Consider the following 26,279-nt stretch of genomic DNA (forward strand, 5'->3'; position numbering starts at 1 on the left):
ATCGCCCCTCACAGCGGGTTGGTGGCCGACCATATCCAGGCAGCGGCCGGAAAGTCCACCGCATCGTCCTGCAACCGCGCCCGGCAGACCGCCTCTACCTGCGCGATCAGCCCCGCCCGATCCTGCGGCACGGCGGCCTTGAGCGCGCGTGCTGCCGGGCCGATCCGGCTAAAGAAATCGACTGCATCCGCCACAGGATCTTGGCCAGCCCCGGCGCGATAGGCGAAGTCCACCGCCCGCGCCTGAACGTCGGCCCATCCCGCTTCGTTCAGCAAAGCCTGGACGAACGCCTCGTCGGCAAAGGCGAAGGGACCGGGTTCATAGCCGGCCGGCGGCGGCGCGCTGCCCGACAGCGTCGTCATCAACTCGCGCGCCCAGCCATTGAGCGCCGCACCGCGGAAACAGGAAAAAACGAGCCGTGCACCCGGTCGCGCCGCCGCGCGCATGCCGGCGAAGGCCGCCACCGGATCGTCGAAGAACATCACGCCATGGCGCGACAACAGCAGGTCGAACGGACCGGCCTGCCCGATCGCCGCTTCCACAGGCGCGGCGAGAAACCGGCAGTTGGGCAGGCCCGCCGCCCGCTCCTGCGCCACAGCGACGAGGGCCGCGGAAATGTCGAAGCCGGTGACATCCGCCCGATCATTGGCCCTGGCCGCCGCGATCGCGGTGCCGCCTGCGCCGCAGCCGATATCGGCGACCGCGACCGGCGCACTGTCCATGGCCTCCCGGATCGTCCGATCCAGTTCCATCGACAGTGCGGCAAAGCTGCGGTCCGTGCGCTGCCACTCCCGCGCCCAGATGTCGCCATTGGCGCCGGCCCATGCGGCCCCATCGGTGCGGACCGTAGCGGACCGATCACCATGGTCGGATGGTGGCCTGTTCGATGTCTCGTTCGTCGTCATCATTCCCACAAAGCGGAAATGATAACGACAATCAAGATCATAGTGCTAACAGGTCATTCCATTTCCAGAATGATCGCGTCGACCGGCAGGCTTTCGCCCTGCGCCGCCGACACGCTCTTCACCACGCCCGCCTTCTGCGCGCGCAGGATATTCTCCATCTTCATCGCCTCGATGACCGCCAGCGGCTGGCCGGCCTCGACCTTGTCGCCCTCCGCCACATGCAACGCGACCAGCAGGCCCGGCATCGGGCAGATCAGGAACCGCGACAGGTCTGGCGGGATTTTCTCGATCATATGTTGCGCATGGGGCGCGGCATGGGCGGGCAGGATGCGCAGGCGGTGGCTGGCCCCATGCGCCGTCAGCAGGAAGCCCGACCGCACCGGCGCGATCCGCACCGCCAGGTCGTCTTCGCCAAACTCCGCCTCGATCAGCCGATCGCCCGGCGTATATTCCAACGCCATGTCGATCGCTTCGCCGTCTACGCTGACCTCATCGCCGTCGATCACCACATCATGGATCGCATCGCCGATCTTCACCTGCCAGCCAGTCGGCGGGCTAAGGCGCTTGCCCAATTGTCCGTCGATCCGCCGCGCCCGGTCCGCCTGCGCCATGGCCGCGAACGCACCGATCGCCGAGAGCCGGACCAGCAGTTCGGGCGACGCAGGCGCCCCCTGGAACCCGTCGGGATATTCCTCTGCGATGAAGCCGGTTGTGATGTTGCCCGACCGGAACCGCTCATGCTGCATCAGCGCGGACACGAAATCGATATTATGCCCCGGCCCCTCGATCTCGAACTTGTCGAGCGCCTCGATCTGCTTGTCGATCGCCTCCAGCCGAGTCGGCGCCCAGGTGATCAGCTTGGCGATCATCGGGTCGTAGAACATCGACACTTCGCCGCCTTCCTCCACGCCGTCATCGACGCGGATCAGCGCGCCGCTCTCGTCCGCCCCGGTTTCGGGCGGATTATAGCGGATCAGGCGACCCGTGGACGGCAGGAAGCCGCGATAGGGATCTTCGGCATAGACGCGGTTCTCGATCGACCAGCCGTTGATCTTCACATCCGCCTGTCCGAACGCCAGCGCCTCGCCATTGGCAACGCGGATCATCTGTTCGACCAGATCGACGCCGGTGATTTCCTCGGTGACGGGGTGCTCGACCTGCAACCGGGTGTTCATTTCCAGGAAGTAGAAGCCGTCCCCGGTCTTGTCCTCGCCGCTGACGATCAGTTCCACCGTCCCCGCGCTGAAATAGCCGACCGCCCGCGCCAGAGCGACGCACTGCTCACCCATCTTCTTGCGCATTTCCGGCGACACGAAAGGCGACGGCGCTTCCTCGACCACCTTCTGGTGGCGGCGCTGGATCGAACATTCGCGCTCGTTCAGATAGACGATATTGCCATGCTGGTCGCCCAGTACCTGAATTTCGATATGGCGTGGGCTTTCGATGAATTTCTCGATAAAGACGCGGTCGTCGCCAAAGCTGTTCAACCCCTCGCGCTTGGTCGCCTCGAACCCTTCGCGGACATCCTGCTCGCTATAGGCCAGCCGCATCCCCTTGCCGCCACCGCCGGCCGACGCCTTCATCATCACCGGATAGCCGATCTCGTTGGAGATGCGAACCGGATGATCGGTATCGTCGATCACGCCGACGAAACCCGGCACGACATTGACGCCCGCTTCCAGCGCCAGCTTCTTGGACTCGATCTTGTCGCCCATCGCCGCAATCGCATTGGCGGGCGGCCCCACGAAGATGATGCCCTCCGCGTCCAGCGCCTTACGAAAACTCTCCCGTTCCGACAGGAAGCCATAGCCCGGATGCACCGCATCGGCGCCGGTCTGCTTGCACGCTTCGATGATCTTGTCAGCGATCAGATAGGATTGGGCAGCAGGCGACGGGCCGATATGCACGGCTTCATCGGCCATCAACACATGCGGCGCGCGCGCATCGGCATCGGAATAGACCGCGACGGTCTTGATGCCCATCTTCTTGGCCGTGCGCATCACGCGACACGCAATCTCGCCACGGTTCGCGATCAGGATCTTGGTGATTGCCATTAGTTCGCCGCCCTATATTTTTGGATTATATCTAAAAAGCTATCGTTGGCTTCTTTCCAATCAGCACCAAAATGCGCACGCCGATGATCGTTGGCGCACAATGCGATCACATTATGTGGTTGATCTGGGCCCTGTTCACTCAACTTGATGACATGATGGCCTTCTAGGTATCGGCTGCCATCGGGCTTGAGGAAACCAGGTTGTCCGCAAGCCTCACAAACGCCATCGGCTCGTCTCAATACTGCTGCCCGGACCTTCGGATCACGCACATATTGTCCTGCCATACGCTCGCGATATTCAGGATCGGAGTTACCGATTTCATTTTGTACAATATCATTGATCGCGGACGACGCAGGGGCCACAAAACGCTTAACCGTATCGATCCGCCAAAAGCTGTGCTTATGCTTATTCAGCAACACACCTAAAGAAAGACAATAGCTCTCCAGGCGCTGTTCCACGTCACGATCGTGAACTGGCGTTCCCAAAATTCTTTTGATTACCAGATTGGTTTCGCGGCCATCCCGATCATCTTCATTTTTAATTTCCTGATGCTCGTCGACGGAATTATTGCGGTAGCCAATGAATTTAGAGGGAACGAATGCCAAAATGTCGTCATATTGGATTGGATAAAATACTCGCCCACCCTTGATCAATTCGATGGCTTCGTCGCGCGAAGGACCATCCGCATAGATTTCATCAAGAAGTGTGAAGGCATTTTGCTCAATGTCGCCGATGTTCCTTACGAACCTCACTCCGCCGCCTCCATCGCAACCTTCACTTCCGCCTGCATCGGCACGACGCCGAGCTTCGCGAACAGCGCGGCGTCCGCATTGTCCCCCGCATTGGCCGTCGTCAGCAGCTTGTCCCCGGTAAAGATGCTGTTCGCCCCCGCCATGAAGCAAAGCGCTTGGCACGCATCCGACATACTCTCTCGCCCGGCGCTCAACCGCACCATGCTCTCCGGCATCACGATCCGCGCCACCGCGACCGTCCGCACAAACTCGATCTCGTCGATCTTCGCGAGCGGCGTATCGGCCAGCATATCGCCCAGCACCGTGCCCTTCACCGGCACCAGCGCGTTGATCGGCACGCTTTGCGGATGGGCGGGCAGCACGGCCAGCGCATGGAGGAAGCCGACGCGATCCTCGCGCGTCTCGCCCATGCCGACGATCCCGCCCGAACAGACGTTGATCCCCGAATTGCGGACATTTTCCAGCGTCACCAGACGATCGTCAAAGGTCCGGGTGGTGATGACCTTCTCATAATGTTCGGGCGAGGTGTCGATATTATGGTTGTAATAATCGAGACCGGCTTCCGCGAGCATGTCGGCCTGGCTTTCGCTGAGCATCCCCAGCGTCATGCAGGTTTCCATGCCCATCTGGCGCACGCCCTTCACCATCTCGACAATGGCGGGCATGTCGCGATCCTTGGGGTTGCGCCAGGCCGCGCCCATGCAGAAACGCGAACTGCCCGCGTCCTTCGCCTGCGCCGCCGCCTGCATCACCGCCTGCACGCTCATCAGCTTCTCGGCCTTCAGGCCGCTTTCCGCCGAGGCCGACTGGTTGCAATAGCCGCAATCCTCCGGGCAGCCGCCCGTCTTGATCGACAACAGCGTGGACAGTTGCACTTCATTGCGCGGGAAATTCGCGCGATGGATCGTCTGCGCCTCGAACATCAGGTCGTTGAACGGCAGGTCGAACAGCGCGGCAATCTCTTCGCGGGTCCAGTCGGTGCGGGCAGTGGTATCGGTCATGCGGCTTCCTCGATCCCCGCAGGGGGCATGTTGTGGCCGAGCAGGCGCAGCACATCGGCGGCGCACTCCACGACATTGGAACCCGGCCCATAAATCCCCTGGACCCCTGCGTCACGAAGATAGTCATAGTCCTGCGGCGGGATGACGCCGCCCGCAATCACCTTGATGTCGGTCCGCCCCGCCTCGCGCAGCTTCGCGATCAGTTCGGGGATCAGCGTCTTGTGCCCAGCCGCCAGGCTGGACGCGCCGACCACGTCGACCCCGCTGTCCAGCGCCAGCACCACCGTTTCATCGGGCGTCTGGAACAGCGGTCCGGACACCACGTCGAACCCCAGATCGCCAAAGGCGGACGCGATCACATTGGCGCCCCGGTCATGCCCGTCCTGCCCCATCTTCGCGACGAGGAGTTTGGGCTTGCGACCGAGGCGCCGCTCGACGGCCTGCACGCCGTCAAGTACCTGTTGCCAGCGGCTGTCGCCGGCATAGGGCGCGGCATAGACGCCCTTCACCGGCGTCGGCTGCGTACCATAGCGGGCGAAACTGTCTTCCATGGCGGCGGATATTTCGCCCAGAGTCGCACGCGCGCGGGCGCATTCGACGGCCAGGGCGAGGAGGTTGTTCTCCAGGCTCGCGGGCGCGGCGGCGCCGTCGCGCAGCGCCTGCAACGCCGCTTCGCATCGGGCGCTGTCGCGCTCCGCCTTCACCTTGTTGATCCGGGCGATCTGGCCTTCGCGCACGGCGGCATTGTCGATGTCGAGCGTTTCGAGCAGATCCTCGTTCGCCAGCCGATATTTATTGACGCCCACGATCACGTCGTCGCCGCGATCGACCCGCGCCTGTCGCGCCGCCGCCGCCGTCTCGATCATCGCCTTGGGCCAGCCGGCCGCGACCGCCTTGGCCATGCCGCCATCGGCCTGCACCTTGTCGATGATCTCCTGCGCGGCGTCGACCAGTTGCTGGGTCAGCGCCTCGACATAATAGGAGCCGCCCAACGGGTCGACGACATTGCACATGCCGGTTTCTTCCTGGATCACGATCTGCGTGTTGCGCGCGATCCGGGCGGAAAAATCGGTGGGCAGCGCGATCGCCTCGTCCAGCGCATTGGTGTGCAGCGACTGCGTCCCGCCCAGCATCGCGGCCATCGCCTCGATCGTGGTGCGCATGACGTTGTTATACGGGTCCTGCTCGGTCAGCGACACGCCAGACGTCTGGCAATGCGTCCGCAGCATCTTGGACCGCTCGTCCTTGGCCCCCAGCGTCGTCATCGCCCGGTGCCACAGCACCCGCGCGGCGCGCAGCTTGGCGATCTCCATGAAGAAGTTCATGCCGATCGCGAAGAAGAAGCTCAGCCGCCCTGCGAACTTGTCGATGTCCAGGCCGCTGGCCACGCCATATTTCACATATTCCATGCCGTCCGCGATGGTGAAGGCCAGTTCCTGCACCTGCGTCGCGCCGGCCTCCTGCATATGATAGCCGGAGATGGAGATGCTGTTGAACTTGGGCATTTCCCGCGAGGTGTAACCGAAGATGTCGGAGATGATCCGCATCGAGGGTTCGGGTGGGTAGATATAGGTGTTGCGGACCATGAACTCCTTGAGGATGTCGTTCTGGATGGTCCCGTCGAGCAATTTGCGGTCGACGCCCTGCTCCTCCCCCGCGACGATGAAGAAGGCCAGGATCGGGATCACCGCGCCGTTCATCGTCATGGACACCGACATCTTGTCGAGCGGGATGCCGTCGAACAATATCTTCATATCGTCCAGCGTATCGATCGCCACGCCCGCCTTGCCGACGTCGCCGGTGACGCGCGGATGGTCGCTGTCATAACCGCGATGGGTGGCCAGATCGAACGCGACCGACAGCCCCTTCTGCCCCGCCTTCAGGTTGCGATGGTAAAAGGCGTTGGAGGCCTCGGCGGTCGAAAAGCCCGCATATTGCCGGATGGTCCAGGGACGGCCGGCATACATGCTGGCCTTCACCCCGCGCGTGAAGGGCGCAAAGCCAGGCAGACCGGGATCGACGGCGACATCCTCGGCCGTGTAGAGCGGCTTGACGGCGATCCCTTCCGGGGTCTGCCACGTCAGATCCTTGCCCTTCACCTCCTTGGTGGCGGCGGCGGTCCAGTCATCCAGCGTCGGCTTTTCGGTCATTGCAATCTTAGTCCCTGTCACCAACATCCGTTCGATTCGAGCTTGTCGAGAACGGACCTGGCATGTTGTTCTCGACAAGCTCGAACCGAACGGGGTTGCTTATCAATGCGCCTCTTTCGGCGTCTCCATGATCTCGGTCAGCACCCCGTTCATATCCTTGGGATGCACGAAGAAGATCGGCGTGCCATGCGCCCCGATCCGCGGTTCGCCCAGGACGCGGGCGCCCCTGCCCTCGAACCACGCCTTGGCTTCATGGATATCGGCCACTTCATAGCACATATGATGCTGCCCCCCGGCCGGGTTCTTGGCGATGAAGGCGGTGATCGGCGAGCTGGCGTCGAACGGCTCGATCAGTTCGATCTGCGTCCCTGCCGTGCCATTCTCACCGGGCGTATCGATGAAACACACCTTCACCCCCTGCGCGGGCAGGTCGAACGGTTCATGCGCGATCGTCGCACCCATCACGTCGCGATAATAAGCGATGCTCGCTTCGAGCGACGGCGTGGCGACGCCGATATGATTGAGACGGCCGAGTTTCATGATTTCATCCTATCCTCGTCATTCCCGCGCAGGCGGGAATCCATCTCCCAACCCATCCCCAAATGCGTCGTTCCAAGATGGAACCCCGCCTTCGCGAAGATGACGTCAATGTTTAAAGCGGAATATTGTCATGCTTCTTCCACGGATTCTCCAGCGCCTTGTTCTTGAGCTTGCGTAGCCCCAGCGCGATGCGCTTGCGGGTCGAATGCGGCTGGATCACCTCGTCGATGAAGCCCTTGCTCGCCGCCACGAACGGATTGGCGAAACGCCCCTCATATTCCGCTGTCCGTTCGGCGATCTCGTCCGCGGTCTTGCCGCGGAAGATGATCTCGACCGCGCCCTTCGCCCCCATCACCGCAATCTCGGCGGTCGGCCAGGCATAGTTGAGGTCGCCGCGCAGATGCTTGGACGACATGACGTCATAGGCGCCGCCATAGGCTTTGCGCGTGATGACGGTGATCTTGGGCACGGTCGCCTCGGCATAGGCGAACAGCAGTTTCGCGCCATGCTTGATGATGCCGCTATGCTCCTGCGCGGTGCCCGGCAGGAAGCCCGGCACATCCACGAAAGTCACGATCGGGATTTCGAACGCATCGCAGAAGCGCACGAAACGGGCCGCCTTCTTCGATGAATTGATGTCCAGCACGCCCGCCAGCACCATCGGCTGGTTGGCGATGATGCCCACCGTCTTGCCCTCGACCCGGCCGAACCCGCACAGGATGTTCCCGGCATGGGCGGGCTGCACTTCGAAGAAGTCGCCTTCGTCCACCACCTTGCGGATCAGTTCGTGCATGTCATAGGGCTGGTTGGCGTTCGCCGGGATCAGCGTGTCCAGGCTCGGTTCGATCCGGTCCCACGCATCCGCGCTCGGCCGCTCCGGCACCGGCTCCTTGTTGGACGCGGGCAGGAAGTCCACGAAATCGCGCACCGCCAGCAGCGCCTCGATATCATTTTCGAACGCCACGTCCGCGACGCCCGACTTGGTCGTATGCGTCACCGCGCCGCCCAGTTCCTCCTGCGTCACCACCTCGTTCGTCACCGTCTTGACCACGTCGGGGCCGGTCACGAACATGAAGCTGCTGTCCTTCACCATGAAGATGAAGTCGGTCATGGCGGGCGAATAGACCGCGCCGCCCGCGCACGGCCCCATGATGACGCTGATCTGCGGCACCACGCCGCTGGCCAGCACATTGCGCTGGAAAATTTCCGCATAGCCCGCCAGCGAAGCGACACCCTCCTGGATGCGCGCGCCGCCGCTGTCATTGAGGCCGATCACAGGCGCGCCGACCTTCAGCGCCATGTCCATGATCTTGCAGATTTTCATTGCATGCCGTTCCGACACCGCGCCGCCATAGACGGTAAAGTCCTGGCTGAACACGAACACCAGCCGGCCGTTGACCGTACCCGACCCGGTAACCACGCCGTCGCCCGGAATATGCTGCTCGTCCATGCCGAAATCGACGCAATTATGCTCGACATACATGTCCAGCTCTTCGAAACTATCCTCGTCCAGCAACACGTCCAGCCGCTCGCGCGCGGTCAGCTTGCCCTTGGCGTGCTGGGCGTCGATGCGGCGCTGGCCGCCGCCCATGCGCGCACCCTCGCGCTTGGCTTCGAGCTGTTCGATGATGGCGAGCTTCGACATGCGGGCATCTCTCCGATTTGCGGCGCCAGATAGAGGATGGTGCCGCCTTGAACTTTCCCTACGCGGGCTTTCCCTTTTTTCGCAAATGCAAATTTGCTAATTTGCAAATCACGACTTCGCAAATTAAGATCGGTTTATGGCACGTGGCAACCGTATTTTCGCAGGCCCGCGACTACGCCAACTGCGTCTGGACCACCGGATGGACCAGGCGACGATGGCGCAGGCGCTGGGCATATCCGTATCCTATCTGTCGCAGATGGAAAATGACGATCGTCCCCTGACCGCGAAGGTCAAGGCCGCGCTCGCCAGCGCCTTTCCCACTGACTGGGCCAGTTTCGACAGCCGCGAGGATGAGCAACTGCTCGGCGCCTTCACCTATGCGCTCGGCCATCCCGAACTGCCCGGCAACCAGATGGAGCCGGAACGGATCGAGAAGCTGCACCTGCAATTCCCCGAATTCGCCGCCCGCTATGTCGATCTCTACAATGCCCATATGCGCGCCAACGAACGCATCAACATGATCGAGGAGGCGATCGCCAACGATCATGAGGTGCAGGCCCGCCTCCCCTGGGAAGCCGCGCGTGACTGGTTTCACGAAGCGGGCAACTATGTCCACAGCATCGACTGCCTGGCCGAGGACATGGCGGAAAGCTTCACCGCCGGGCACATCCTGGACAAGGGCGCGCTGGACGAAGGGATGCTGGTGGAGGCGCTGGCCCGCCGCCACGGCATCGAAACCCTGATCGCCGATACCCCCGGCTCCTCGCTGCGCAGCTATACCCGCGCCGACAAGCGCCTCTTCGTCAACGCCGCGCTGCCGACCGAAAGCCGCAAATTCATGCTCGCCCACCAACTCATGATGCTGGAGGGGCAGGCGGTGATCGCCGACGTCGTGAACAGGGCCGCGCTGCCCGTCCCCGGCGCCGACCGACTGCTGGCGATCGGCCTGGGCAATTACGCCGCCGGCGCGCTGCTCATGCCCTACGCCCCGTTCCGGGAAGCGGCGCGAGCGATGCGCCACGATATCGACCGGCTCGCCCGCACCTTCGGCGTCAGCTTCGAACAGGCCTGCCATCGCCTCTCGACCCTGCAACGGCCGGGGCTGCGCGGCATCCCCTTCTTCTTCTGCCGCGTCGACATGGCCGGCAACATTACCAAGCGCCACAGCGCGACACGCCTGCAATTCGCCCGCTTCGGCGGCGCCTGCCCGCTATGGAACGTCCACGAAGCCGTCGCCGTCCCCGACCGCATCAACGTGCAACTGGGCGAAACCCCTGACGGCGTGCGCTATGTGTCGATGGCCAAGGGGCTGGTGAAACCATCGGGCAGCTACAAGCGCACCCCGCGCCGCTATGCCGTGGTGCTGGGCTGCGAAGTCGCCCATGCCGCCAACTTCGTCTATGCCGACGGCCTGCATTTGCAGGAGGAAGGGGCCGCCACCCCGATCGGCATCACCTGCCGCCTATGCCCCCGCCAAAGCTGCGACCAGCGCGCCTTTCCTCCGGCGGATCGGCCGATCCATGTCGATCCTGATAATCGCCAGATCGTGCCGTATTGGATCGGGTAGCTCAATCCCTCGGCATAAACGCTTCCGCGGGGTATATACTCATCAAAGTTTGGCGCGTTCCGCTTTCTGGATAATATTTTAGCAAGCGAAAATGACATACATGTTCAAACATGTCTTTAGACACATTAGAAGTTGCATTTAATGCAAGAACCGTCAATTCTCTACTCGTCAATTGACTTCTTAAAAGATTAGAGTATTGAAATTTTTCTTTGTCAATCAAGTATTTATCGCTCTTTATTCTATAAAGAATGGTGTATATTATTCTGAAATATGGACTTATTGTTGACTCAGATACTTTGTGAATTTTATCGTCATAAACACTTGCAATAAATTTTTTCTTTTCATCCGATTGAAGAGAGCCTCGATCAGGATTTTTCTTATACCAATAGGCATATTCCCTAATAATTGCATCGAATGCGATTAAATCTGTCTTTTTTTCTCCTAGTCTTGATTTAATTTTTTTTGCGCCATCAGGAGACATTCCCTTTCCACTATCCATAATTAAAGCGTGTGAATGGTGAAATTGGACTTGCTGCCTGAGTTCTCTCATCAATTTTAACAACTCGAAAAAAGAACTTTCAAATCGTTGTCGATGCAAATCAGCAGCTTGATCGCGCAACGCGCGCGCCTGCATTATCAATGTGAAGAAAACAACTGTGAAACCAAGTCCAGATGTGAATGCATTAATAACACCGAAGCTATCACCCCATTGCGCGGCACGCGTGAGTTGAGCGTCGTTAGCACCTGCTGTCCATGAAACGGCCCATTCCGCCCCATGATTCGCCCACGCCCCCCAAACCAACGCACAAATGACTACAGCAAATATTACTTGTGAAGGCTTCATTGCTTCCCCCTTTAAACCTTACGAGCACAACTCGTTTCACCCCTCCACCACCAACGCTCCCTCCAGAAAATCCAGAAACGCCCGCACCCGCGCCGCGCTCCGATCTTCCGCCGCGTAGAGCGCGTGGATATCCTCCCCGTCCCCCGCATCAAACTCTGCCAGCACCTCCACCAGGCGCCCTTCGCGCAAGTCGCTGGCGACATGAAACCGCCCATGCCGCGCGATCCCGCCGCCCGCGATCGCCATGCGCCGCACCACTTCGCCCGAATTGCCGAAGAAACGCCCCTGCACCGGCCGCTGCACTTGTCTGCCCCGCACCCGGAACGGCCAGCTATCCACCGACCGGCGAAAGCTGAACCGCAAACAGTCATGCCCGGCCAGATCGTCGGGCGTCCTGGGCGTCCCCCGCCGCGCCAGATAGTCCGGCGACGCCACGAGCACCATCCGGCTATGCCCCAGCTTCTTCGCGCGCAACCGCGTGTCGCGCAGCGGCCCGATGCGGATCGCGACATCCGCCCGTTCCTCGACCAGATCGACGATCGCATCGGTCAGCGTCAGGTCCACCGTCACCGCCGGATATCGTTCTGTAAAGCGCGGCAGGATCGGGATCAGGCATTCTATGCCGAACGAAGGCGAGGCGTTGATGCGCAGCAGCCCGCGCGGCCCCTGTCCCTCGCTGCTCAGGCTGTTTTCCACATCCATCATGTCGCCCAATATGGCGATCATCTTGTCATGATAGACCTGCCCCTCGCGCGTCAGCGCCAGCGACCGCGTCGTCCGGCGCACCAACGCCACGCCCAGCCGCTGCTCCAGCCGCGCGATCGACCGGCTCACCGCCGACGGGGTCAGTCGCAACATCTTGGCCGCCGCGGCGAAGCTGCCCTCGCCCGCCACCATCAGGAAATTCTCGACGTCGCCGAACCGGTTATCCATGATTTCAATGCACTTCTGAAGTGATAACGCGCAATCTAATCATTAATCGGAAAAAGTCTATCTAACTGTCCAGTTCGCCGTCTCATTCAACAAGGAAACAGCCATGGACCTGAAGCTCACCGGCAAGACCGCCATCGTCACCGGCTCCACCGCCGGCATCGGCCTGGCCATCGCCAAACGCCTCGCGCAAGAGGGCGTCGCCGTCGCCATCACGGGCCGCAGCGAGGCCAAGCTGGATGCCGCCGCGGCCGAAATCGGCCTGCCCGTCAACGCCGTCCTCGCCGACCCGGCGACGGCCGAGGGCGCCGCGGCCCTCATCGCCGCCGTCCCCGCGACCGACATCCTCGTCAACAATCTGGGCATCTATGAAGCGAAGGATTTCGCGGATATCAGCGACGCGGACTGGCATCATATCTTCGAGGTCAACGTCGTCAGCGGCGCCCGCCTCTCCCGCCATTACTTCCCGCAGATGCTGTCAAAGAACTGGGGCCGCGTCCTCTTCATCGCCAGCGAAAGCGGCCTGCTCCCGCCCGCCGAGATGATCCATTACGGCATGACCAAGTCGGCCCAGCTCTCCATCTCGCGCGGCCTGGCCGAACATACCCGCGGCACCGGCGTCACCGTGAACAGCGTCCTGCCCGGCCCCACCCGCTCGGAAGGGATCGTGGAATTCATCCGCTCGGTTGTCGACAACAAGGACGCCCCCGAAGCCGACCGCGAAGCCGAATTTTTCACCAAACTCCGCCCGCTCTCGCTCATCAAGCGGCTGATCGAGGCGGACGAGGTCGGCGCGATGGTTGCCTATCTCGCCAGCCCGCTCGCCGCCGCCACCAACGGCGCGGCGGTTCGGGTCGAAGGCGGCATGGTCCCGACGATCGCCTGACGACATCCCCACCTACGGGGTGGTGGAAAACCCACCCTGCGGAAACTGGCCCTGTCGCTCGTCTCTTGCCTCCATTAAGGAAGCGAAGATGAGCGACACGGACAGCCTATCCAGAATCGAAGACGCCCTGACGCAGGACGGCTATGCCCGCCTGTCCGGCGCCGCGATGTTCGATTGGTTGGACATCGCCGAACCCGACTGGTCGGCCTTCGCCGCTAGCTGGAACGACCTCGGCCCGGACCTCTTCATGGCCGATGGCGGCCGCTACCGTCGCCGCCGTCATGCCGCCTTCGCGCTGGAACGGGGCCGCTTCATCCGCAAGCCGCACCAGCCCCATTATCAGAGCCGCGATTACAACCCGCTCAATGGCGACGTCCAGCGCTGGTTCGATCCTGTCGAAGCGGCGACCGTCGCGAACCCCGTCTGCGATGCGATCTTCGCCTTCGCCGCCGACCATTTCGATCCAGCCCGCAAAGGCGACTGGCACATCGAAATGCACCAGTTCCGCATCGAGGCGAAACCGGGCGAAACCGGCCGCCCCACGCCAGAGGGGATGCACCGTGACGGCGTGGATCATGTGCTGGTCATGCTGGTCGAGCGCTGCAACGTCCGCGAAGGCGTGACCCGTATCGGTGCGCCCGACGGCACGCCGCTGGGCGAATTCACCCTGACGACGCCCGGTGACACGATGCTGATCGACGACCACCGCATCCTGCACGGCGTGACGGAAATCCACGCGGTTGACCCGGCGCAACCGGCCTGGCGCGACGCACTGGTCGTGACGTTCGTGGTCGAACGCTAACCCAAGCCGTTCGTAACCTATTTCAACAACACCAGCTCTTCCGCCATGCTGGGATGCAGCGCCACAGTGTCGTCGAAATCCTGCTTGGTGAGGCCAGCCTTCACCGCGATCGCCGCCGCCTGCAAAATCTCCGGCGCATCCGGCCCGATCATGTGCAGCCCGATCACCCTGTCCGTCGTTGCGTCCACGACCATCTTGTAGAGCGCCCGCTCCTCGCGCCCCGCCAGCACATTCTTCATCGGCCGGAAGTCGGACGTATAGACCTTCACCGTGCCATAATGGTTCTTGGCCTGCGCCTCGGTCATGCCCACGCCGGCCAGCGGCGGATGGCTGAACACGGCCGACGGCACGCAGCTATAATCGACCTTCCGCTTGTTGCCGCCGAACACGGTATCGGCAAAGGCTTGGCCTTCGCGGATCGCCACCGGGGTCAGTTGCAGCCGGTCGGTGACGTCGCCCACGGCGTAGATGCTCTCGCAACTGGTCTGGCTATAGTCGTCGACCTTGATCGCGCCCTTGTCGTTCAGTTCCACCCCGGCCGTCTCCAGCCCCAGCCCCCCGGTCAGCGGCTTGCGCCCGGTGGCGAACAGCACCACGTCGGCCGCGACCGGATCGCCCTCCTCGAAGCGGACGCACAAAGTACCGTCCTCATTCTTCTCGATCCGCTCCATCTTCGCATTGAAGCGGAAATTAATCCCCTTGGTCATGGAAATCTGGAGCAGCCGGTCGCGGATCTGCGTGTCATAGCCGCGCAGCAGGTCGCTGCCACGATTGACCATCGTCACATGGCTGCCCAACTGGTGGAAAATCCCGGCAAATTCATTGGCGATATAGCCGCCGCCGACGATCACGATCCGCTTGGGACATGCGTCCAGATGGAACACCTCGTTGCTGGTGATGCCATGCTCGGTGCCCTCCAGTTCGGGGATCACCGGCCAGGCGCCGGTCGCGACCAGGATCGTCTTGGCCGTCACTTCGCGCCCGCTGGCCAGCCTCACCCCATGCGGCCCGGTGATGGTCGCACGTTCGCGGATCACCTCGACCTTGTGGCTGCTCAGCGTGTTGCCATACAACCCTTCCAGCCGATCAACCTCGGCCAGAACATTGTCGCGCAGCGTGGTCCATTCGAACCCACATTCCGGCACGTCCCAGCCGAAACGGCGCGCGTCCTTCAGATCCTCGGCGAAATGCGCGCCATAGATGAGCAGCTTCTTGGGCACGCAGCCGCGAATGACGCAGGTGCCCCCGACGCGATATTCCTCGGCAACCGCAACCTTCGCCCCATGCGCCGCCGCGACCCGCGACGCCCGCACGCCGCCCGATCCTGCACCGATGACGAAAAGGTCGAAATCATAGTCACTCATGCCGGGCCTCCGATGGGATAGGCGCGGATATGGCGGGTGAAGGCGCCAGTTACAAATGGGAATATTCTTGCTGGTAGCCAAACCACCTCCGTTCGCTTCGAGCGCGTCGAGAAGCGTTGCGCCCTCGCTTCTCGACTGCGCCCGAAACCAACGACAGTTTACGCCTCGCCCAGCGCGATCTCGATCAGCGCCATGGTCGACGGATCGAATCCGGTCGCCCCGTTCGCCTCGATCGACTTGGCGATCTCCTTGCCCAGCTCCACGCCGAACTGGTCGAACGGGTTGATCCCCATCAGCACCGCATTGGCGAAGGTGCGATGCTCGTAGAAGGCGATCAGCGCACCCAGCGCCTCCGGCGTCACATCCTCCAGCAGGATGGTTGTCGATGGCCGGTTGCCCGGATAGGCGCGCGCCGGATCGGCATCATTGTCCTTGCCGCGCAGCAGCGCCGCGCCCTGCGCGAAGCAATTGACCAGCAGCGCGCGATGATGCGCCGGGTCCAGCACATGGCCCGGCTCGATCGAAGCGACGAACTCCACCGGCGATAGGATCGTCCCCTGGTGCAGCAACTGGAACACTGCATGTTGCGCGTCGGTGCCCACCCCGCCCCAGGTGATCGGCGCGGTCGGGCCGTCCACCGGACTGCCGTCGCGCTGCACGCTCTTGCCGTTGCTCTCCATCTCCAGTTGCTGGAGGTAGGAGGGCAACAGCGCCAGCCGCTCGTCATAGGCGAATAAGGCGCGGGTCTGGCATCCCATGACGCGCGTATAATATTGATCCACGAACGCGGCGATCAGCGGCGCATTTTCGCTTGGGGGGACAGGCGGAAATGCCGGTCCATCGCCGCCGCGCCCTCCAGCAGGCTCTCGAACGCGTCCCAGCCCAGCGCCAATGCAGCCGGGAAACCGATCGAGGACCAGAGCGAATAGCGCCCGCCCACCGACTCTGCGAAGGGCAGGATGCGGGTTTCATCGACACCCCATTCCATCGCCTTGTCGGGCGCGGCGGTCAGCGCGATCACCTTGCCATAGGGATCGTCGACCCCGGCCTCGACCATCCAGTTGATCGCGCTTGCCGCGTTCAGCATCGTCTCGCTGGTCGTGAAGGTCTTGGACGCGATCGCGATCAGGGTGGCGTTGGGATCGAATCCCTCGACCGCCCGCTCCAGCGCCGTGCCGTCGACATTGGACACGATCGCCACGTCATACCGCACGCCGTCGCCGTCCAGCGCATCGACGATCAGCTTGGGGCCGAGCGCCGAGCCGCCGATGCCGATATGCAGGATATGCCGGATGTCGCCCAGCGCGCCCGCCTCGATCGCGTCGATCAGGCCGCGCATCCGCTGATGCAGCATCTTGGCATGGGCGACGCTGTCGGCATTGCCTTCACCCCGTTCGGCGGGATGTTCGGCGGCGCGGCCCTCACTATTATTGACCGCCTCGCCCGCGAACAGGGCGTCGCGCTGCGCCGCAAAGCCCTGTTCGTCGGCCAGCTTCAGGAAACCCGCCAGCACATCGTCGGTCAGATGGGTCTTGGACCAGTCGAACCGGATCGGCCCCTGGGTCAGGACCAGCTTGCCCAGCCGGTCGGGATCGGTGACGAAAATGGACTTGAGGTCTGCTTGCGGAAGTGCGGCGATGGACGCCAAGGACCTGGGCAGTGCAGGGCTGGTCATGCGATATCCTCTTGTGACGTTGGTCGATATCGACGCTGCACCGGTCGATTCCTGCTATGTCTAGCGCAAAGCCCCGTGCTTTGCATCGCCAAGGACTGCTTGACGCGCTCCGTCACAGGCCCCAAAAGCCGCCACGGCCGCTTTGTGGGCCTTTCCAAGGGATCAGACGACACTCCATGACTGCCAAATCGGAAACGCGGGACTTTCTCTGGTTTCTCGCCAAGCTCGGGCTGTTTGTCTTCATCCTGCGCAGCTTCATCATATCGCCGTTCAACATCCCGTCGGAATCGATGCAGCCGCGGCTGCTGATCGGCGACTATCTGCTGGTCGCCAAATGGCCCTATGGCTATTCGCGCTATTCGTTGCCTTTCTCGATTCCCCTGATCCCCGGCCGCATCCTGGCGTCCACGCCCCAGCGCGGCGACGTGGTGGTGTTCAAGGCGCCGCCGAACCAGAAGAACGACTATATCAAGCGCGTGATCGGCCTGCCCGGCGACATGATCGGCGTGCGCGGCGGGACCGTCTATCTGAACGGTCAGGCGATCCCCAAGCAGAAGGTCGCTGACCTCGTCATCCCGGTAACGCCGAACATGGAGGACGCCGCCGCGCGCGAAGGCGCCGCTTCCCCCTGCTATCGTCCCGATTTCGAGGAAGCCGCGGCCGGCGGCGGCAAACAATGCCGCTACCCCCAGTTCCGCGAAACCCTGCCCGGCGGCAAGAGCTACAACGTCCTCGACCTGCTGCCCGATGGCGCAGCGGACGATCGGGACACGGTGCTGGTGCCGCAGGGCCATCTCTTCATGATGGGCGACAATCGCGATCGCAGCGCCGACAGCCGCTTCCCCGCGGTCGAAGGCGGCGGCATCGGCCTCGTCCCCGAAGAAAATCTGGTGGGCAAGGCGATGATTTCGGTCTTTTCGACCGACGGCAGCGCCAACTGGCTGCTGCCCTGGACCTGGTTCACCGCCGCGCGCTGGAGCCGTATCGGGGAAGGCTTTTGAAGCCGACTACGCATGGGCCGGACACTGCGGGCTGGTTGAAGGACCTGATCGGCCGCGTCCCGATAAATCCGGCGCGGTTCGATCAGGCGCTGACCCATGGGAGCGCCAAGGCGGTCAATTATGAGCGGCTGGAATTTCTGGGCGACCGTATCCTGGGCCTGCTGATCGCCGAATGGCTGTTCGAACGCTTCACCGACGAACCGGAAGGCAAGCTCTCCCGTCGCTTCAACGCGCTGGTGTCGGGCGAAACCTGCGCCGAAGTGGCCCGCACGGCCGGCGTTCCCATTCATCTGGTGCTGGGCAAGCAGGCGCGCGACGATGGCGCGGCCGACAGCGACAATGTGCTGGGCGACGTGATGGAGGCGCTGATCGGCGCCCTCTATCTGGAAGGCGGACTGGAAGAAGCGCGCGCACTTGTCCGCCGTCTGTGGGGCAATCGGGTCGACACCCAGACCAGCGCCCCGCGCCACCCCAAATCCTATCTTCAGGAATGGGCCGCGGCCAACAAGCGCAAGCCTCCCGAATATGTCCTGACCGACCGTTCCGGCCCGCACCATGCGCTGCGCTTCACCGTCACCGTCGCCATCAAGGGCGCGGGCGAAGCCTCTGCCACCGGCGCCTCCAAGCAGGAAGCCGAAACGGCGGCGGCCAAGGCGCTGCTGGAGAAGCTGACGGGTTGACCCCGATTGTGCTACACCATGCTCACCCGCAGGCGGGAGCATCTGGAACAGAATGGAATAAAATTGACGGTTGAATCAGAAACCCAGCGCTGCGGCGTTATCGCCGTGGTCGGCGCGCCGAATGCGGGCAAGTCCACGCTGGTCAACGCGCTGGTAGGGCAGAAGGTGGCGATCACCAGCCCCAAGGCGCAGACAACGCGCACCCGCGTCATGGGTGTCGCGATCGAGGGCGACGCGCAGATCGTGCTGGTCGATACGCCCGGCATCTTCGCGCCCAAGCGGCGTCTGGACCGCGCGATGGTGCAGGCCGCCTGGGGCGGCGCGCAGGGCGCGGACCTCATCGCGATGATCGTGGACGGCAAGGCGGGCCTTGGCCCCAAGCTGGAGCCGATCATCGAATCCCTGAAACACCGCACCGAACGCAAGTGGCTGATCCTCAACAAGGTGGACATCGCCACCAAGGAAAGGCTGCTGGTCCACACGCAAAAGCTGAACGACCAGCTTGGCTTTGACGAAATCTACTTCGTGTCCGCCGCGACCGGCGATGGCCTGCCCGAACTCAAGGCTGCCTTCGCCAAGGCGATGCCGGAAGGGCCATGGCATTTCCCCGAAGACCAGGTGTCGGACGCCACCGACCGGATGCTGGCCGCGGAAATCACGCGCGAGCAGCTCTACCACCAGCTTCACGCCGAACTGCCCTACGCCGCTGCGGTCGATACCGAACAATATAAGGAGCGGGACGACGGATCGGTCGAAATCCACCAGCAGATACTGGTCGGCCGTCCCACCCAGCGCGCCATCGTGCTGGGCAAGGGCGGGCAGCGCCTCAAGGAAATCGGATCGAAGGCGCGCGCGGAACTCGCCACCCTGCTCGGCGTCAAGGTCCACCTCTACCTGCATGTCAAGGTCAAGGAAGACTGGGAAGATGATCGCGGCATCTATCGCGACATCGGCCTCGACTGGGTGGAATGATGAATTGCCAATAGGGTAAATTCATCCTTTACCTTATGCCGTTAGGTCCCCGTTTCATGGGACCGAAACAGAAAATCGCCTTCGCCGTAGGCGTCTCCGTTCTAGGGACGATCATCATCATGGCGATCGTGTCGATGATACCCGGCATGTCGATCCCGCTACGCTATTACAGCGTAGGCATTTTCTGTTCGGGCAGCATTTCCACCCCGGTGTGCGTGCTGCTCGTCCGCCAGGGGGAGGAAAACCGCCGGCTCCGCCACGAACTGGAACTGCGGGTGACGGAACTGGCGCAACTGGCCGATGTCGACGGCCTGACCGGCCTGCTCAGCCGCAGCGCCTTTTTCAACCGCGCCGAACGGATCCATGCGCAGCCGGGCAACTGGTATCTGCTGATCGACATTGATCATTTCAAACGCTTCAACGACGATCATGGTCATCAGACCGGCGACGCCGTCCTGCACGCGGTGGGATCGGCCATCGCGCAGGCGCTGGGTCCGGCCGATCTGAGCGGCCGCCTGGGTGGCGAGGAATTTGCCGTCTGCCTGACCGATTGCGACGCCGACCTGGCAACGCGACGCGCCGAACATGTCCGCGCGTCGATCCAGGCCTTGCGGGTCCGGGCGCTATCCGGCCGCGTCGTGCGCGTGACCGCCAGCATCGGCCTCAGCGCCGGCGACCCCGTCTTGCCGATCGAGGCCAGCCTGCACCGGGCTGACCTCGCCATGTATGCCGCCAAGACCGGCGGCCGCAACCAGGTGCGGCGCGCCGCCTGACCTTATTCCGCCGCAGCCACCTTCTTCTTTGCGGGGGCCTTCTTGGCGGCCGGCTTCTTCGCGCTGTCGCCGTCCTTCTTGACCACAGGTTTCTTGGCCGCCGCCTTCTTGGGCGCCGCCTTCTTCTTGCCCTTCTTGGCCGGTGCCGCAGCCGCGCGCGCGTCGATCAACTGCGCCGCTTCTTCCAGCGTCAACTGGTCCTTGTCCACCGTCTTGGGCAGGGTCGCATTGGTCGTACCGTCGGTGACATAGGCGCCGTAGCGGCCCTCCATCAGCTTGATCTCCAGCTCCGTGCGCGGATGCGCGCCCAGCACCTTCAGCGGCTCCCGCCCGCCGCTCGACCGCCCGCCGCGGGTCGCCGCCTCGGCCAGCTTCACGACGGCGCTGTTCATCCCGACCTCGAAAATCTCCGAGGTCGATGACAGCCGCCCATATTTGCCGTCATGCAACAGATAGGGACCGAACCGCCCGATATTCGCCACGATCGGCAAACCGGTTTCGGGATGCAGACCCACCTCGCGCGGCAGGCTCAGCAGCTTGAGGCCCCAGTCCAGCGTCAGTTCGCCATCGGGCAGATCCTTGGGGATCGACCCGCGCTTGGCCTCCTTGCCCTCGCCCATCTCGATATAGGGACCAAAGCGACCGGACTTCTTGACGATGTCCTGCCCGGTCTCGGGATGCTGGCCCAGAACCTCCGGCCCCGTATCCTCACCATCCTTGCCGCCCGGCTGCCCGAATTTGCGCGTATATTTGCACTCCGGGTAATTGGAGCAGGCGATGAACGCCCCGAACCGACCGCCCCGCAGCGACAACTGCCCATCGGCGCACAGCGGGCAGGCGCGCGGATTGCTGCCGTCCGCGCGCGGAGGGAACAGCATCGGTTCCAGAAACTTGTCGAGCGCCGCCGTGATGTCCGACGGTTTCTGCTCCATCACCTCGGCGGTCTTGGGCTTGAAGTCCTTCCAGAAGGCTTCCAGCACTTCCTGCCACTGGGCGCGGCCGCCGGAAATATCGTCCAGCTCGTCTTCCAGTCCCGCCGTGAAGTCATAGGACACATAGCGTTCGAAGAAGCGCTCCAGGAACGCCGTCACCAGCCGCCCGCTCTCCTCGGCGAAGAAGCGGTTCTTCTCGATCCGTACATAGTCGCGGTCCTTGAGCACCTGCAACGTGGACGCATAGGTGGACGGCCGCCCGATCCCCAGTTCCTCCAGACGCTTCACCAGCGACGCTTCGGAATAGCGCGGCGGCGGCTGGGTGAAATGCTGTTCTGCCGTGACTTTCTTCTTGGCAGGGGCATCGCCCTCGCTCATGCGCGGCAGCAGCTTTGAATCATCATCGTCGCTGTCGTCGCGGCCTTCTTCATAGAGCGCCAGGAAGCCTGGGAAGATCACCACCTGCCCCGTCGCGCGCAGCGTATGGCTGCCGCTGCCGTCCACCATGTCGATGGTGGTCCGCTCCAGCCGCGCCGACGCCATCTGGCTCGCCAGCGCACGCTTGAAGATCAGGTCGTAAAGGCGCGCATGATCGCCCGACCCCGCCTTGTCGCGGCCGAACTCGGTCGGACGAATGGCTTCATGCGCTTCCTGCGCATTCTTCGCCTTGGTCTGATACTGGCGCGGCTTTTCGGGCAGATAGCCCCCGTCATAGCGCTCCGCGATCGCCTTGCGCGCGGCGGAAATGGCGCTGCCGTCCATCTGCACGCCGTCGGTACGCATATAGGTGATCGCGCCATCTTCGTAGAGCTGCTGCGCGATCCGCATCGTATGGCTGGCCGAAAAGCCCAGCTTGCGCGCGGCTTCCTGCTGCAAGGTCGATGTCGTGAACGGCGCAGGCGGATTGCGGGTGAGCGGCTTCGTCTCCACCTTGTCGACGGTGAAGCGCCCGGCCTCCACATCGGCCTTGGCGGCCATGGCGTCGCCTTCCTTGCCGATGGTCAGGCGGTCGATCTTCTCGCCCTTCCAGCGCACGAGGCGCGCGGTAAAGCCCTGCCCGCCCTGTTCCATCTCGGCCGCGACCGACCAATATTCTTGGGGCGTGAAGCTTTCGATCTCCCGCTCGCGCTCCACCACCAGCCGCAGCGCGACCGACTGCACGCGCCCCGCCGACTTCGCGCCGGGCAGCTTGCGCCACAACACCGGCGACAGCGTAAAGCCGACCAGATAATCGAGCGCCCGGCGCGCGCGGTAAGCGTCGATCAGATCCTCGTCCAAAGCGCGCGGCTTGGCCATCGCGTCCAGCACTGCCGCCTTGGTGATCGCGTTGAACGTCACCCGGTCCACTTGGCTCGGCAGCGCCTTCTTGGCGCGCAGCACCTCCTGCACATGCCAGCTGATCGCTTCCCCTTCGCGATCAGGGTCAGTCGCCAGGATGAGGCGCGTCGCCTTCTTGGACGCGTCGGCGATCGCCTTGAGCTGCTTGCCCTTGTCGCCATAATTTTCCCACGACATGGCAAAGCCGTCGTCCGGGTCCACCGACCCGTCCTTGGCGGGCAAGTCGCGGATATGGCCATAGCTGGCGAGGACATGGAAATCGCCGCCCAGATATTTCTCGATGGTCTTCGCCTTGGCCGGCGATTCTACGATGACAAGCTGCATTATGACCCCGGAAATTAGTCTCTCACGTATACGCGCGAGTGTGGAAGCCGATGACGGTGGGCGTCAAGCGGGCTGTGCGTAAGGGAGAAGGCGCGCCAACGCCAGTATCTTGTCGGTCCGTCGTGGTCGCGGCACCGCTCAACGGCCCAGACCCAACTATCCCACTGATGCACATCAAGGCGGTCGCGACCCATGCGACTTTTACTGCTGCCCAGGGTTCTAGCCCTATCGCAGGAACGCCCAGACCGGCGAAATCCCTTATCTAGACAGGAATGACGATGTCCGATTCCAACAGCCATGACATTTCCACGCTCAACGGCCTGATCGCCACCACGCTCGACAGTGCGGATGGCTATACCGAAGCGGCGAAGGACAGCGATCATGGTCGCTTCACCGCGCTCTTTACCAGCCGCGCCGCAGAACGCCGCCAGATCGTCACCCGTCTCCAGCAGGAAGTGCGCACCCTTGGCGGCAACCCGGAAGATGACGGCACGATCCTGGCCGGCGCACACCGCCTGTTCCTCAACCTGAAGGCGACCCTGACCGGCAAGAATGACAAGGCGATCATCAACGAGGTCGAAGCCGGCGAGGATCATATCAAGGCCAAATATGAAGATGCGATCGCAGATAGCGATCTTTCCCCTGCGGTGCGCGCCGTGATCGAGCAAAGCTATGTGTCGGTGAAACAGGGCCATGACGAGATGCGGGACATAAAGCACAGCATGCAGCATTAATCGCGGCGCACGGGCGGCGGGGGCGACAACGCCTTCGCCGCCATGCCTCACTGCAGGCTCACCCGGCCGCCCGCGTGCCGCTCCAACATGCCCGCCAGTTCCAGTTCGAGCAGCACCGTCTGCACCACCGCAGGCGACAGGCCCGACTGCCGGATCAATTCATCGATCGGCACCGCCACCGGTCCCAGCAGCGCGATTACCATCGCCCGCTCCTGCGCCGCGACATCAATCGACACAGGTTCGCCGATGAAGTCGAAACTCCCCTGCCGCACCATGCGCGGGTCGATGCTGCCTACCGCTTCCAGCACATCGGCGGCGTTCTGGATCAGGATCGCGCCCTCGCGAATGAGTTGATTGCATCCCTGCGCGCGCGGATCGAGCGGCGATCCCGGCACTGCCATCACCTCGCGCCCCGCCTCTCCGGCCAGCCGGGCGGTGATCAACGACCCCGACCTGGGCGCCGCTTCCACCACCACCGTCCCTAGCGCCAGCCCCGCGATGATCCGGTTACGTGCCGGGAAATGGCGCGCCAGCGGCTGGACGCCGGGCGGATGTTCGGTGATCAGCAGCCCTTCGGTCGCGACCTGTTCCTGCAAGTCCCGGTTCTCGGGCGGAAAGGCGATATCGATACCGCTGGCGATGACGCCGATCGTGCCGCTGCCGATCGATCCGCGATGCGCCTCCGTATCGATCCCCCGCGCCAGCCCGGACACCACCACCGCGCCGCGCTGTCCCAGATCCTGCGCCAGCGTGCGCGCGAAACGGCAGGCGGCGGCAGACGCATTGCGCGCGCCGACCATGGCGATGCATTGCCCGCTCGCCAGCGCCGTATCCCCACGCAGGATCAGCGCAGGCGGCGCACCCTCGAACTGGTCGAGCAGGACGGGATAGTCGGGATCGCCCATCAGCAGATAGCGCGCGCCCAGCGCCCGGCTCTGCGCAATCTCCTTCTCCACCGCCCCCGCATCGGCCACGCTCGCGCGCCCGCCTCCACGCGCCGCCAGATCGGGAATGGCGCGCAACGCTTCCCCGGCCGTCCCGAAGCGGGCGAGCAGTTGCCGATAGCTGACCGGCCCGATCCGGGGAGAGCGGATGAGCCGCAGCCGGTCGAACCGCTCCCGCTCACGCATCAGGCGGAAGTACCCTTGGATCCGCCGATCTTGGGTTCCTCGCCCTTGGCCAGCCGCGCGATATTGGCGCGGTGCCGCCACAGCACGATCAGCGCCAGCGCGAGCGCAACCGGCACCAGGTCGATCCGTCCGAACGCCCACATGGCGACCGGCGCGCTGATCGCCGCCGCCATGCCGCCGACCGAAGACCATTTCGTCCCGAACAGCGCCGCCAGCCATACCGCCGCGAAAATGCACCCGGCCGGCCAGAATATCGCCGTCACCACGCCCATCATCGTCGCGACGCCCTTGCCCCCGGCGAAGCGCAGCCAGACCGGATAGCAATGGCCGATAAAGGCCATCGCCCCCGCCATCGGCCCGCCGCCATCGACCAGCGCCGCGCCGACCAGCACCGCCGCCGCGCCCTTGAGCAGATCAAGCAGCAAGGTCGCCGCCGCCAGCCCCTTGCGCCCGGTGCGCAGCACATTGGTCGCGCCGATATTGCCCGATCCGATCTGCCGCAGGTCACCCGCGCCGGTGAAGCGCGTCAGCAGCAGGCCAAAGGGGATCGAACCGAGCAGATAGCCCAGGAGCAGGACGAATGCGGGAAGAAGCCAGGGAGGTGTCATGAAATTCGCCGATAAAGCGTTTTCAAAGCAGGTGGAACATCTGCTGACTCGGAAAACGCATTAAATCAAAAGACCGGAGCATGAGCGCCGATGCAATCAGCTCCCATGCTCTAAATGTTGCCCGCGACCATAGCGTGACAGGCGCGCGGGGCAATGCCCAAAGGCTTGATTTGCGCCGTCATGGCCTTACCGTAACGCAAGACCTGCCGGAGCCGCCCATGACCGACACGCCGCTCGACGCTTTCACCCGCTCCTGGACCAGCATGGCGCTGGCCCCGCAGAAATTATGGCAATCGATCAATTCGGGCTGGTCGTTCGGCAATGTGACGATCAACGAAAGCAATAGCAGCGCGCCCCAGACCGAACAGGCGATCCTGGCGCAGGAAAGCTATGGCCGGCAGATCGGCAAATTGCTCGATGCCGTCGATCTGCTGGTAAAACAGCAGCCGGACTGGCAACAGACCAAGGCATTTGAGGAAGTCGACCAGCTCAAGACGAAGATCGACGGCGTGAAACATGACCTGGCGGTCAAGCGGATCGAGCAACTGCGCGGCGACCTGGACCTGCTGCGCGTCTCCACCGACGCGGCGGACAAGGCGCATTATGGCGCGTGGATCGCCGCGTTGCGCCAATTGCTGGACGACATGCCCGCCTCGGCGAACTGAACCCCCG

The 26,279-nt window shown here is 63.2% G+C and carries 22 protein-coding genes and 1 pseudogene; 9 read left to right on the top strand and 14 right to left on the bottom strand.

What is annotated here, in order from left to right:
* Positions 1-8: 8 nt before the first annotated feature.
* The 7 genes from SBA_RS12460 to SBA_RS12490 all read right to left on the bottom strand — a co-directional run bounded on the left by SBA_RS12460 (position 9) and on the right by SBA_RS12490 (position 9,047).
* Positions 9-908, bottom strand: a complete 900-nt coding sequence (locus SBA_RS12460) for a class I SAM-dependent methyltransferase (RefSeq protein ID WP_261934670.1) — start codon at positions 906-908, stop codon at positions 9-11.
* A 50-nt stretch (positions 909-958) separates the two neighbouring features.
* Positions 959-2,959: an acetyl-CoA carboxylase biotin carboxylase subunit gene (locus SBA_RS12465; RefSeq protein WP_261934671.1), complete on the bottom strand. Its 2,001-nt coding sequence runs from the start codon at positions 2,957-2,959 to the stop codon at positions 959-961.
* Complete coding sequence (locus SBA_RS12470) at positions 2,959-3,711, bottom strand: HNH endonuclease (RefSeq protein WP_261934672.1); 753 nt, start codon at positions 3,709-3,711, stop codon at positions 2,959-2,961. The genes SBA_RS12465 and SBA_RS12470 overlap by 1 nt, the downstream gene beginning before the upstream one ends.
* Positions 3,708-4,712, bottom strand: coding sequence for a biotin synthase BioB (bioB, locus tag SBA_RS12475; RefSeq protein WP_261934673.1), 1,005 nt, complete (start codon positions 4,710-4,712; stop codon positions 3,708-3,710). Before bioB ends, SBA_RS12470 begins: the two co-directional genes overlap by 4 nt.
* On the bottom strand, positions 4,709-6,862 hold the full coding sequence (scpA, locus tag SBA_RS12480; protein WP_224546256.1) for a methylmalonyl-CoA mutase: 2,154 nt from the start codon (positions 6,860-6,862) through the stop codon (positions 4,709-4,711). The genes bioB and scpA overlap by 4 nt, the downstream gene beginning before the upstream one ends.
* 102 nt (positions 6,863-6,964) lie before the next feature.
* Positions 6,965-7,402 (bottom strand): methylmalonyl-CoA epimerase, encoded by a 438-nt coding sequence (mce, locus tag SBA_RS12485; RefSeq protein ID WP_224546257.1) that lies wholly within the window; start codon positions 7,400-7,402, stop codon positions 6,965-6,967.
* Positions 7,403-7,514: 112 nt separating this feature from the next.
* Positions 7,515-9,047: an acyl-CoA carboxylase subunit beta gene (locus SBA_RS12490; RefSeq protein ID WP_224546258.1), complete on the bottom strand. Its 1,533-nt coding sequence runs from the start codon at positions 9,045-9,047 to the stop codon at positions 7,515-7,517.
* Positions 9,048-9,183: 136 nt separating this feature from the next.
* Between SBA_RS12490 and SBA_RS12495 the strand changes: the two genes are divergently transcribed.
* A complete protein-coding gene (locus SBA_RS12495; protein ID WP_224546260.1) occupies positions 9,184-10,614 on the top strand; it encodes a helix-turn-helix domain-containing protein in 1,431 nt (476 codons plus the stop codon).
* 1 nt (position 10,615) lies between these two features.
* Here SBA_RS12495 and SBA_RS12500 read toward each other — a convergent pair whose 3' ends face one another.
* Together SBA_RS12500 and SBA_RS12505 are read right to left on the bottom strand one after the other, a co-directional pair.
* A complete protein-coding gene (locus tag SBA_RS12500) occupies positions 10,616-11,458 on the bottom strand; it encodes a putative phage abortive infection protein (RefSeq protein WP_261934674.1) in 843 nt (280 codons plus the stop codon).
* 36 nt (positions 11,459-11,494) lie between these two features.
* The gene (locus SBA_RS12505) at positions 11,495-12,391 is read right to left on the bottom strand and encodes a LysR family transcriptional regulator (protein WP_261934675.1); all 897 of its coding nucleotides are present in this window, start codon (positions 12,389-12,391) and stop codon (positions 11,495-11,497) included.
* Between the two features lie 103 nt (positions 12,392-12,494).
* Between SBA_RS12505 and SBA_RS12510 the strand changes: the two genes are divergently transcribed.
* Complete coding sequence (locus SBA_RS12510; RefSeq protein ID WP_261934676.1) at positions 12,495-13,274, top strand: SDR family NAD(P)-dependent oxidoreductase; 780 nt, start codon at positions 12,495-12,497, stop codon at positions 13,272-13,274.
* A gap of 88 nt (positions 13,275-13,362) precedes the next feature.
* Positions 13,363-14,076, top strand: a complete 714-nt coding sequence (locus tag SBA_RS12515; RefSeq protein WP_261934677.1) for a 2OG-Fe dioxygenase family protein — start codon at positions 13,363-13,365, stop codon at positions 14,074-14,076.
* A 17-nt stretch (positions 14,077-14,093) separates the two neighbouring features.
* On the opposite strand, the gene gor is transcribed toward SBA_RS12515, so the two are convergent.
* On the bottom strand, positions 14,094-15,440 hold the full coding sequence (gene gor / locus SBA_RS12520) for a glutathione-disulfide reductase (RefSeq protein ID WP_261934678.1): 1,347 nt from the start codon (positions 15,438-15,440) through the stop codon (positions 14,094-14,096).
* 158 nt (positions 15,441-15,598) lie between these two features.
* Positions 15,599-17,115 (bottom strand): annotated as a pseudogene (gene pgi / locus SBA_RS12525) (glucose-6-phosphate isomerase).
* A gap of 176 nt (positions 17,116-17,291) precedes the next feature.
* On the opposite strand from pgi, the gene lepB reads away from it, so the two are divergent.
* From lepB to SBA_RS12545, 4 genes are all read left to right on the top strand, one after another.
* Positions 17,292-18,116 carry a signal peptidase I gene (lepB, locus tag SBA_RS12530; protein ID WP_261934679.1) on the top strand — a complete coding sequence of 275 codons (825 nt, stop codon included), beginning with the start codon at positions 17,292-17,294 and terminating at the stop codon, positions 18,114-18,116.
* Positions 18,113-18,796: a ribonuclease III gene (gene rnc / locus SBA_RS12535; protein WP_224549554.1), complete on the top strand. Its 684-nt coding sequence runs from the start codon at positions 18,113-18,115 to the stop codon at positions 18,794-18,796. The genes lepB and rnc overlap by 4 nt, the downstream gene beginning before the upstream one ends.
* Before the next feature lie 63 nt (positions 18,797-18,859).
* On the top strand, positions 18,860-19,768 hold the full coding sequence (gene era, locus SBA_RS12540; protein ID WP_224549553.1) for a GTPase Era: 909 nt from the start codon (positions 18,860-18,862) through the stop codon (positions 19,766-19,768).
* Positions 19,769-19,824: 56 nt separating this feature from the next.
* Positions 19,825-20,541 (top strand): GGDEF domain-containing protein, encoded by a 717-nt coding sequence (locus tag SBA_RS12545; protein ID WP_261934680.1) that lies wholly within the window; start codon positions 19,825-19,827, stop codon positions 20,539-20,541.
* A gap of 2 nt (positions 20,542-20,543) precedes the next feature.
* Here the strand turns inward: SBA_RS12545 and topA are convergent, their stop codons facing one another.
* Positions 20,544-23,135, bottom strand: a complete 2,592-nt coding sequence (gene topA, locus SBA_RS12550) for a type I DNA topoisomerase (protein ID WP_261934681.1) — start codon at positions 23,133-23,135, stop codon at positions 20,544-20,546.
* Between the two features lie 278 nt (positions 23,136-23,413).
* Here topA and SBA_RS12555 point away from each other — a divergent pair, with 278 nt between their 5' ends.
* Positions 23,414-23,869 (top strand): PA2169 family four-helix-bundle protein, encoded by a 456-nt coding sequence (locus SBA_RS12555; protein WP_261934682.1) that lies wholly within the window; start codon positions 23,414-23,416, stop codon positions 23,867-23,869.
* A 47-nt stretch (positions 23,870-23,916) separates the two neighbouring features.
* Here SBA_RS12555 and dprA read toward each other — a convergent pair whose 3' ends face one another.
* Both dprA and plsY read right to left on the bottom strand, forming a co-directional pair.
* The gene (dprA, locus tag SBA_RS12560; protein ID WP_261934683.1) at positions 23,917-24,999 is read right to left on the bottom strand and encodes a DNA-processing protein DprA; all 1,083 of its coding nucleotides are present in this window, start codon (positions 24,997-24,999) and stop codon (positions 23,917-23,919) included.
* Positions 24,999-25,607: a glycerol-3-phosphate 1-O-acyltransferase PlsY gene (gene plsY, locus SBA_RS12565; protein ID WP_261934684.1), complete on the bottom strand. Its 609-nt coding sequence runs from the start codon at positions 25,605-25,607 to the stop codon at positions 24,999-25,001. The genes dprA and plsY overlap by 1 nt, the downstream gene beginning before the upstream one ends.
* 218 nt (positions 25,608-25,825) lie before the next feature.
* Here plsY and SBA_RS12570 point away from each other — a divergent pair, with 218 nt between their 5' ends.
* A complete protein-coding gene (locus SBA_RS12570) occupies positions 25,826-26,272 on the top strand; it encodes a hypothetical protein (protein WP_261934685.1) in 447 nt (148 codons plus the stop codon).
* Positions 26,273-26,279: the final 7 nt, after the last annotated feature.

Source organism: Sphingomonas bisphenolicum (genome assembly GCF_024349785.1).
GTDB lineage: Bacteria > Pseudomonadota > Alphaproteobacteria > Sphingomonadales > Sphingomonadaceae > Sphingobium > Sphingobium bisphenolicum.

Coding starts and splice junctions, on each gene's coding strand:
- bioB (WP_261934673.1), bottom strand. CDS start 4,712: ATGACCGATACCACTGCCCGCACCGACTGGACCCGCGAAGAGATTGCC.
- topA (WP_261934681.1), bottom strand. CDS start 23,135: ATGCAGCTTGTCATCGTAGAATCGCCGGCCAAGGCGAAGACCATCGAG.
- SBA_RS12460 (WP_261934670.1), bottom strand. CDS start 908: ATGATGACGACGAACGAGACATCGAACAGGCCACCATCCGACCATGGT.
- SBA_RS12545 (WP_261934680.1), top strand. CDS start 19,825: ATGGGACCGAAACAGAAAATCGCCTTCGCCGTAGGCGTCTCCGTTCTA.
- SBA_RS12465 (WP_261934671.1), bottom strand. CDS start 2,959: ATGGCAATCACCAAGATCCTGATCGCGAACCGTGGCGAGATTGCGTGT.
- SBA_RS12500 (WP_261934674.1), bottom strand. CDS start 11,458: ATGAAGCCTTCACAAGTAATATTTGCTGTAGTCATTTGTGCGTTGGTT.
- SBA_RS12510 (WP_261934676.1), top strand. CDS start 12,495: ATGGACCTGAAGCTCACCGGCAAGACCGCCATCGTCACCGGCTCCACC.
- gor (WP_261934678.1), bottom strand. CDS start 15,440: ATGAGTGACTATGATTTCGACCTTTTCGTCATCGGTGCAGGATCGGGC.
- dprA (WP_261934683.1), bottom strand. CDS start 24,999: ATGCGTGAGCGGGAGCGGTTCGACCGGCTGCGGCTCATCCGCTCTCCC.
- SBA_RS12495 (WP_224546260.1), top strand. CDS start 9,184: ATGGCACGTGGCAACCGTATTTTCGCAGGCCCGCGACTACGCCAACTG.
- scpA (WP_224546256.1), bottom strand. CDS start 6,862: ATGACCGAAAAGCCGACGCTGGATGACTGGACCGCCGCCGCCACCAAG.
- SBA_RS12555 (WP_261934682.1), top strand. CDS start 23,414: ATGTCCGATTCCAACAGCCATGACATTTCCACGCTCAACGGCCTGATC.
- SBA_RS12505 (WP_261934675.1), bottom strand. CDS start 12,391: ATGGATAACCGGTTCGGCGACGTCGAGAATTTCCTGATGGTGGCGGGC.
- SBA_RS12490 (WP_224546258.1), bottom strand. CDS start 9,047: ATGTCGAAGCTCGCCATCATCGAACAGCTCGAAGCCAAGCGCGAGGGT.
- SBA_RS12570 (WP_261934685.1), top strand. CDS start 25,826: ATGACCGACACGCCGCTCGACGCTTTCACCCGCTCCTGGACCAGCATG.
- plsY (WP_261934684.1), bottom strand. CDS start 25,607: ATGACACCTCCCTGGCTTCTTCCCGCATTCGTCCTGCTCCTGGGCTAT.
- SBA_RS12515 (WP_261934677.1), top strand. CDS start 13,363: ATGAGCGACACGGACAGCCTATCCAGAATCGAAGACGCCCTGACGCAG.
- mce (WP_224546257.1), bottom strand. CDS start 7,402: ATGAAACTCGGCCGTCTCAATCATATCGGCGTCGCCACGCCGTCGCTC.
- lepB (WP_261934679.1), top strand. CDS start 17,292: ATGACTGCCAAATCGGAAACGCGGGACTTTCTCTGGTTTCTCGCCAAG.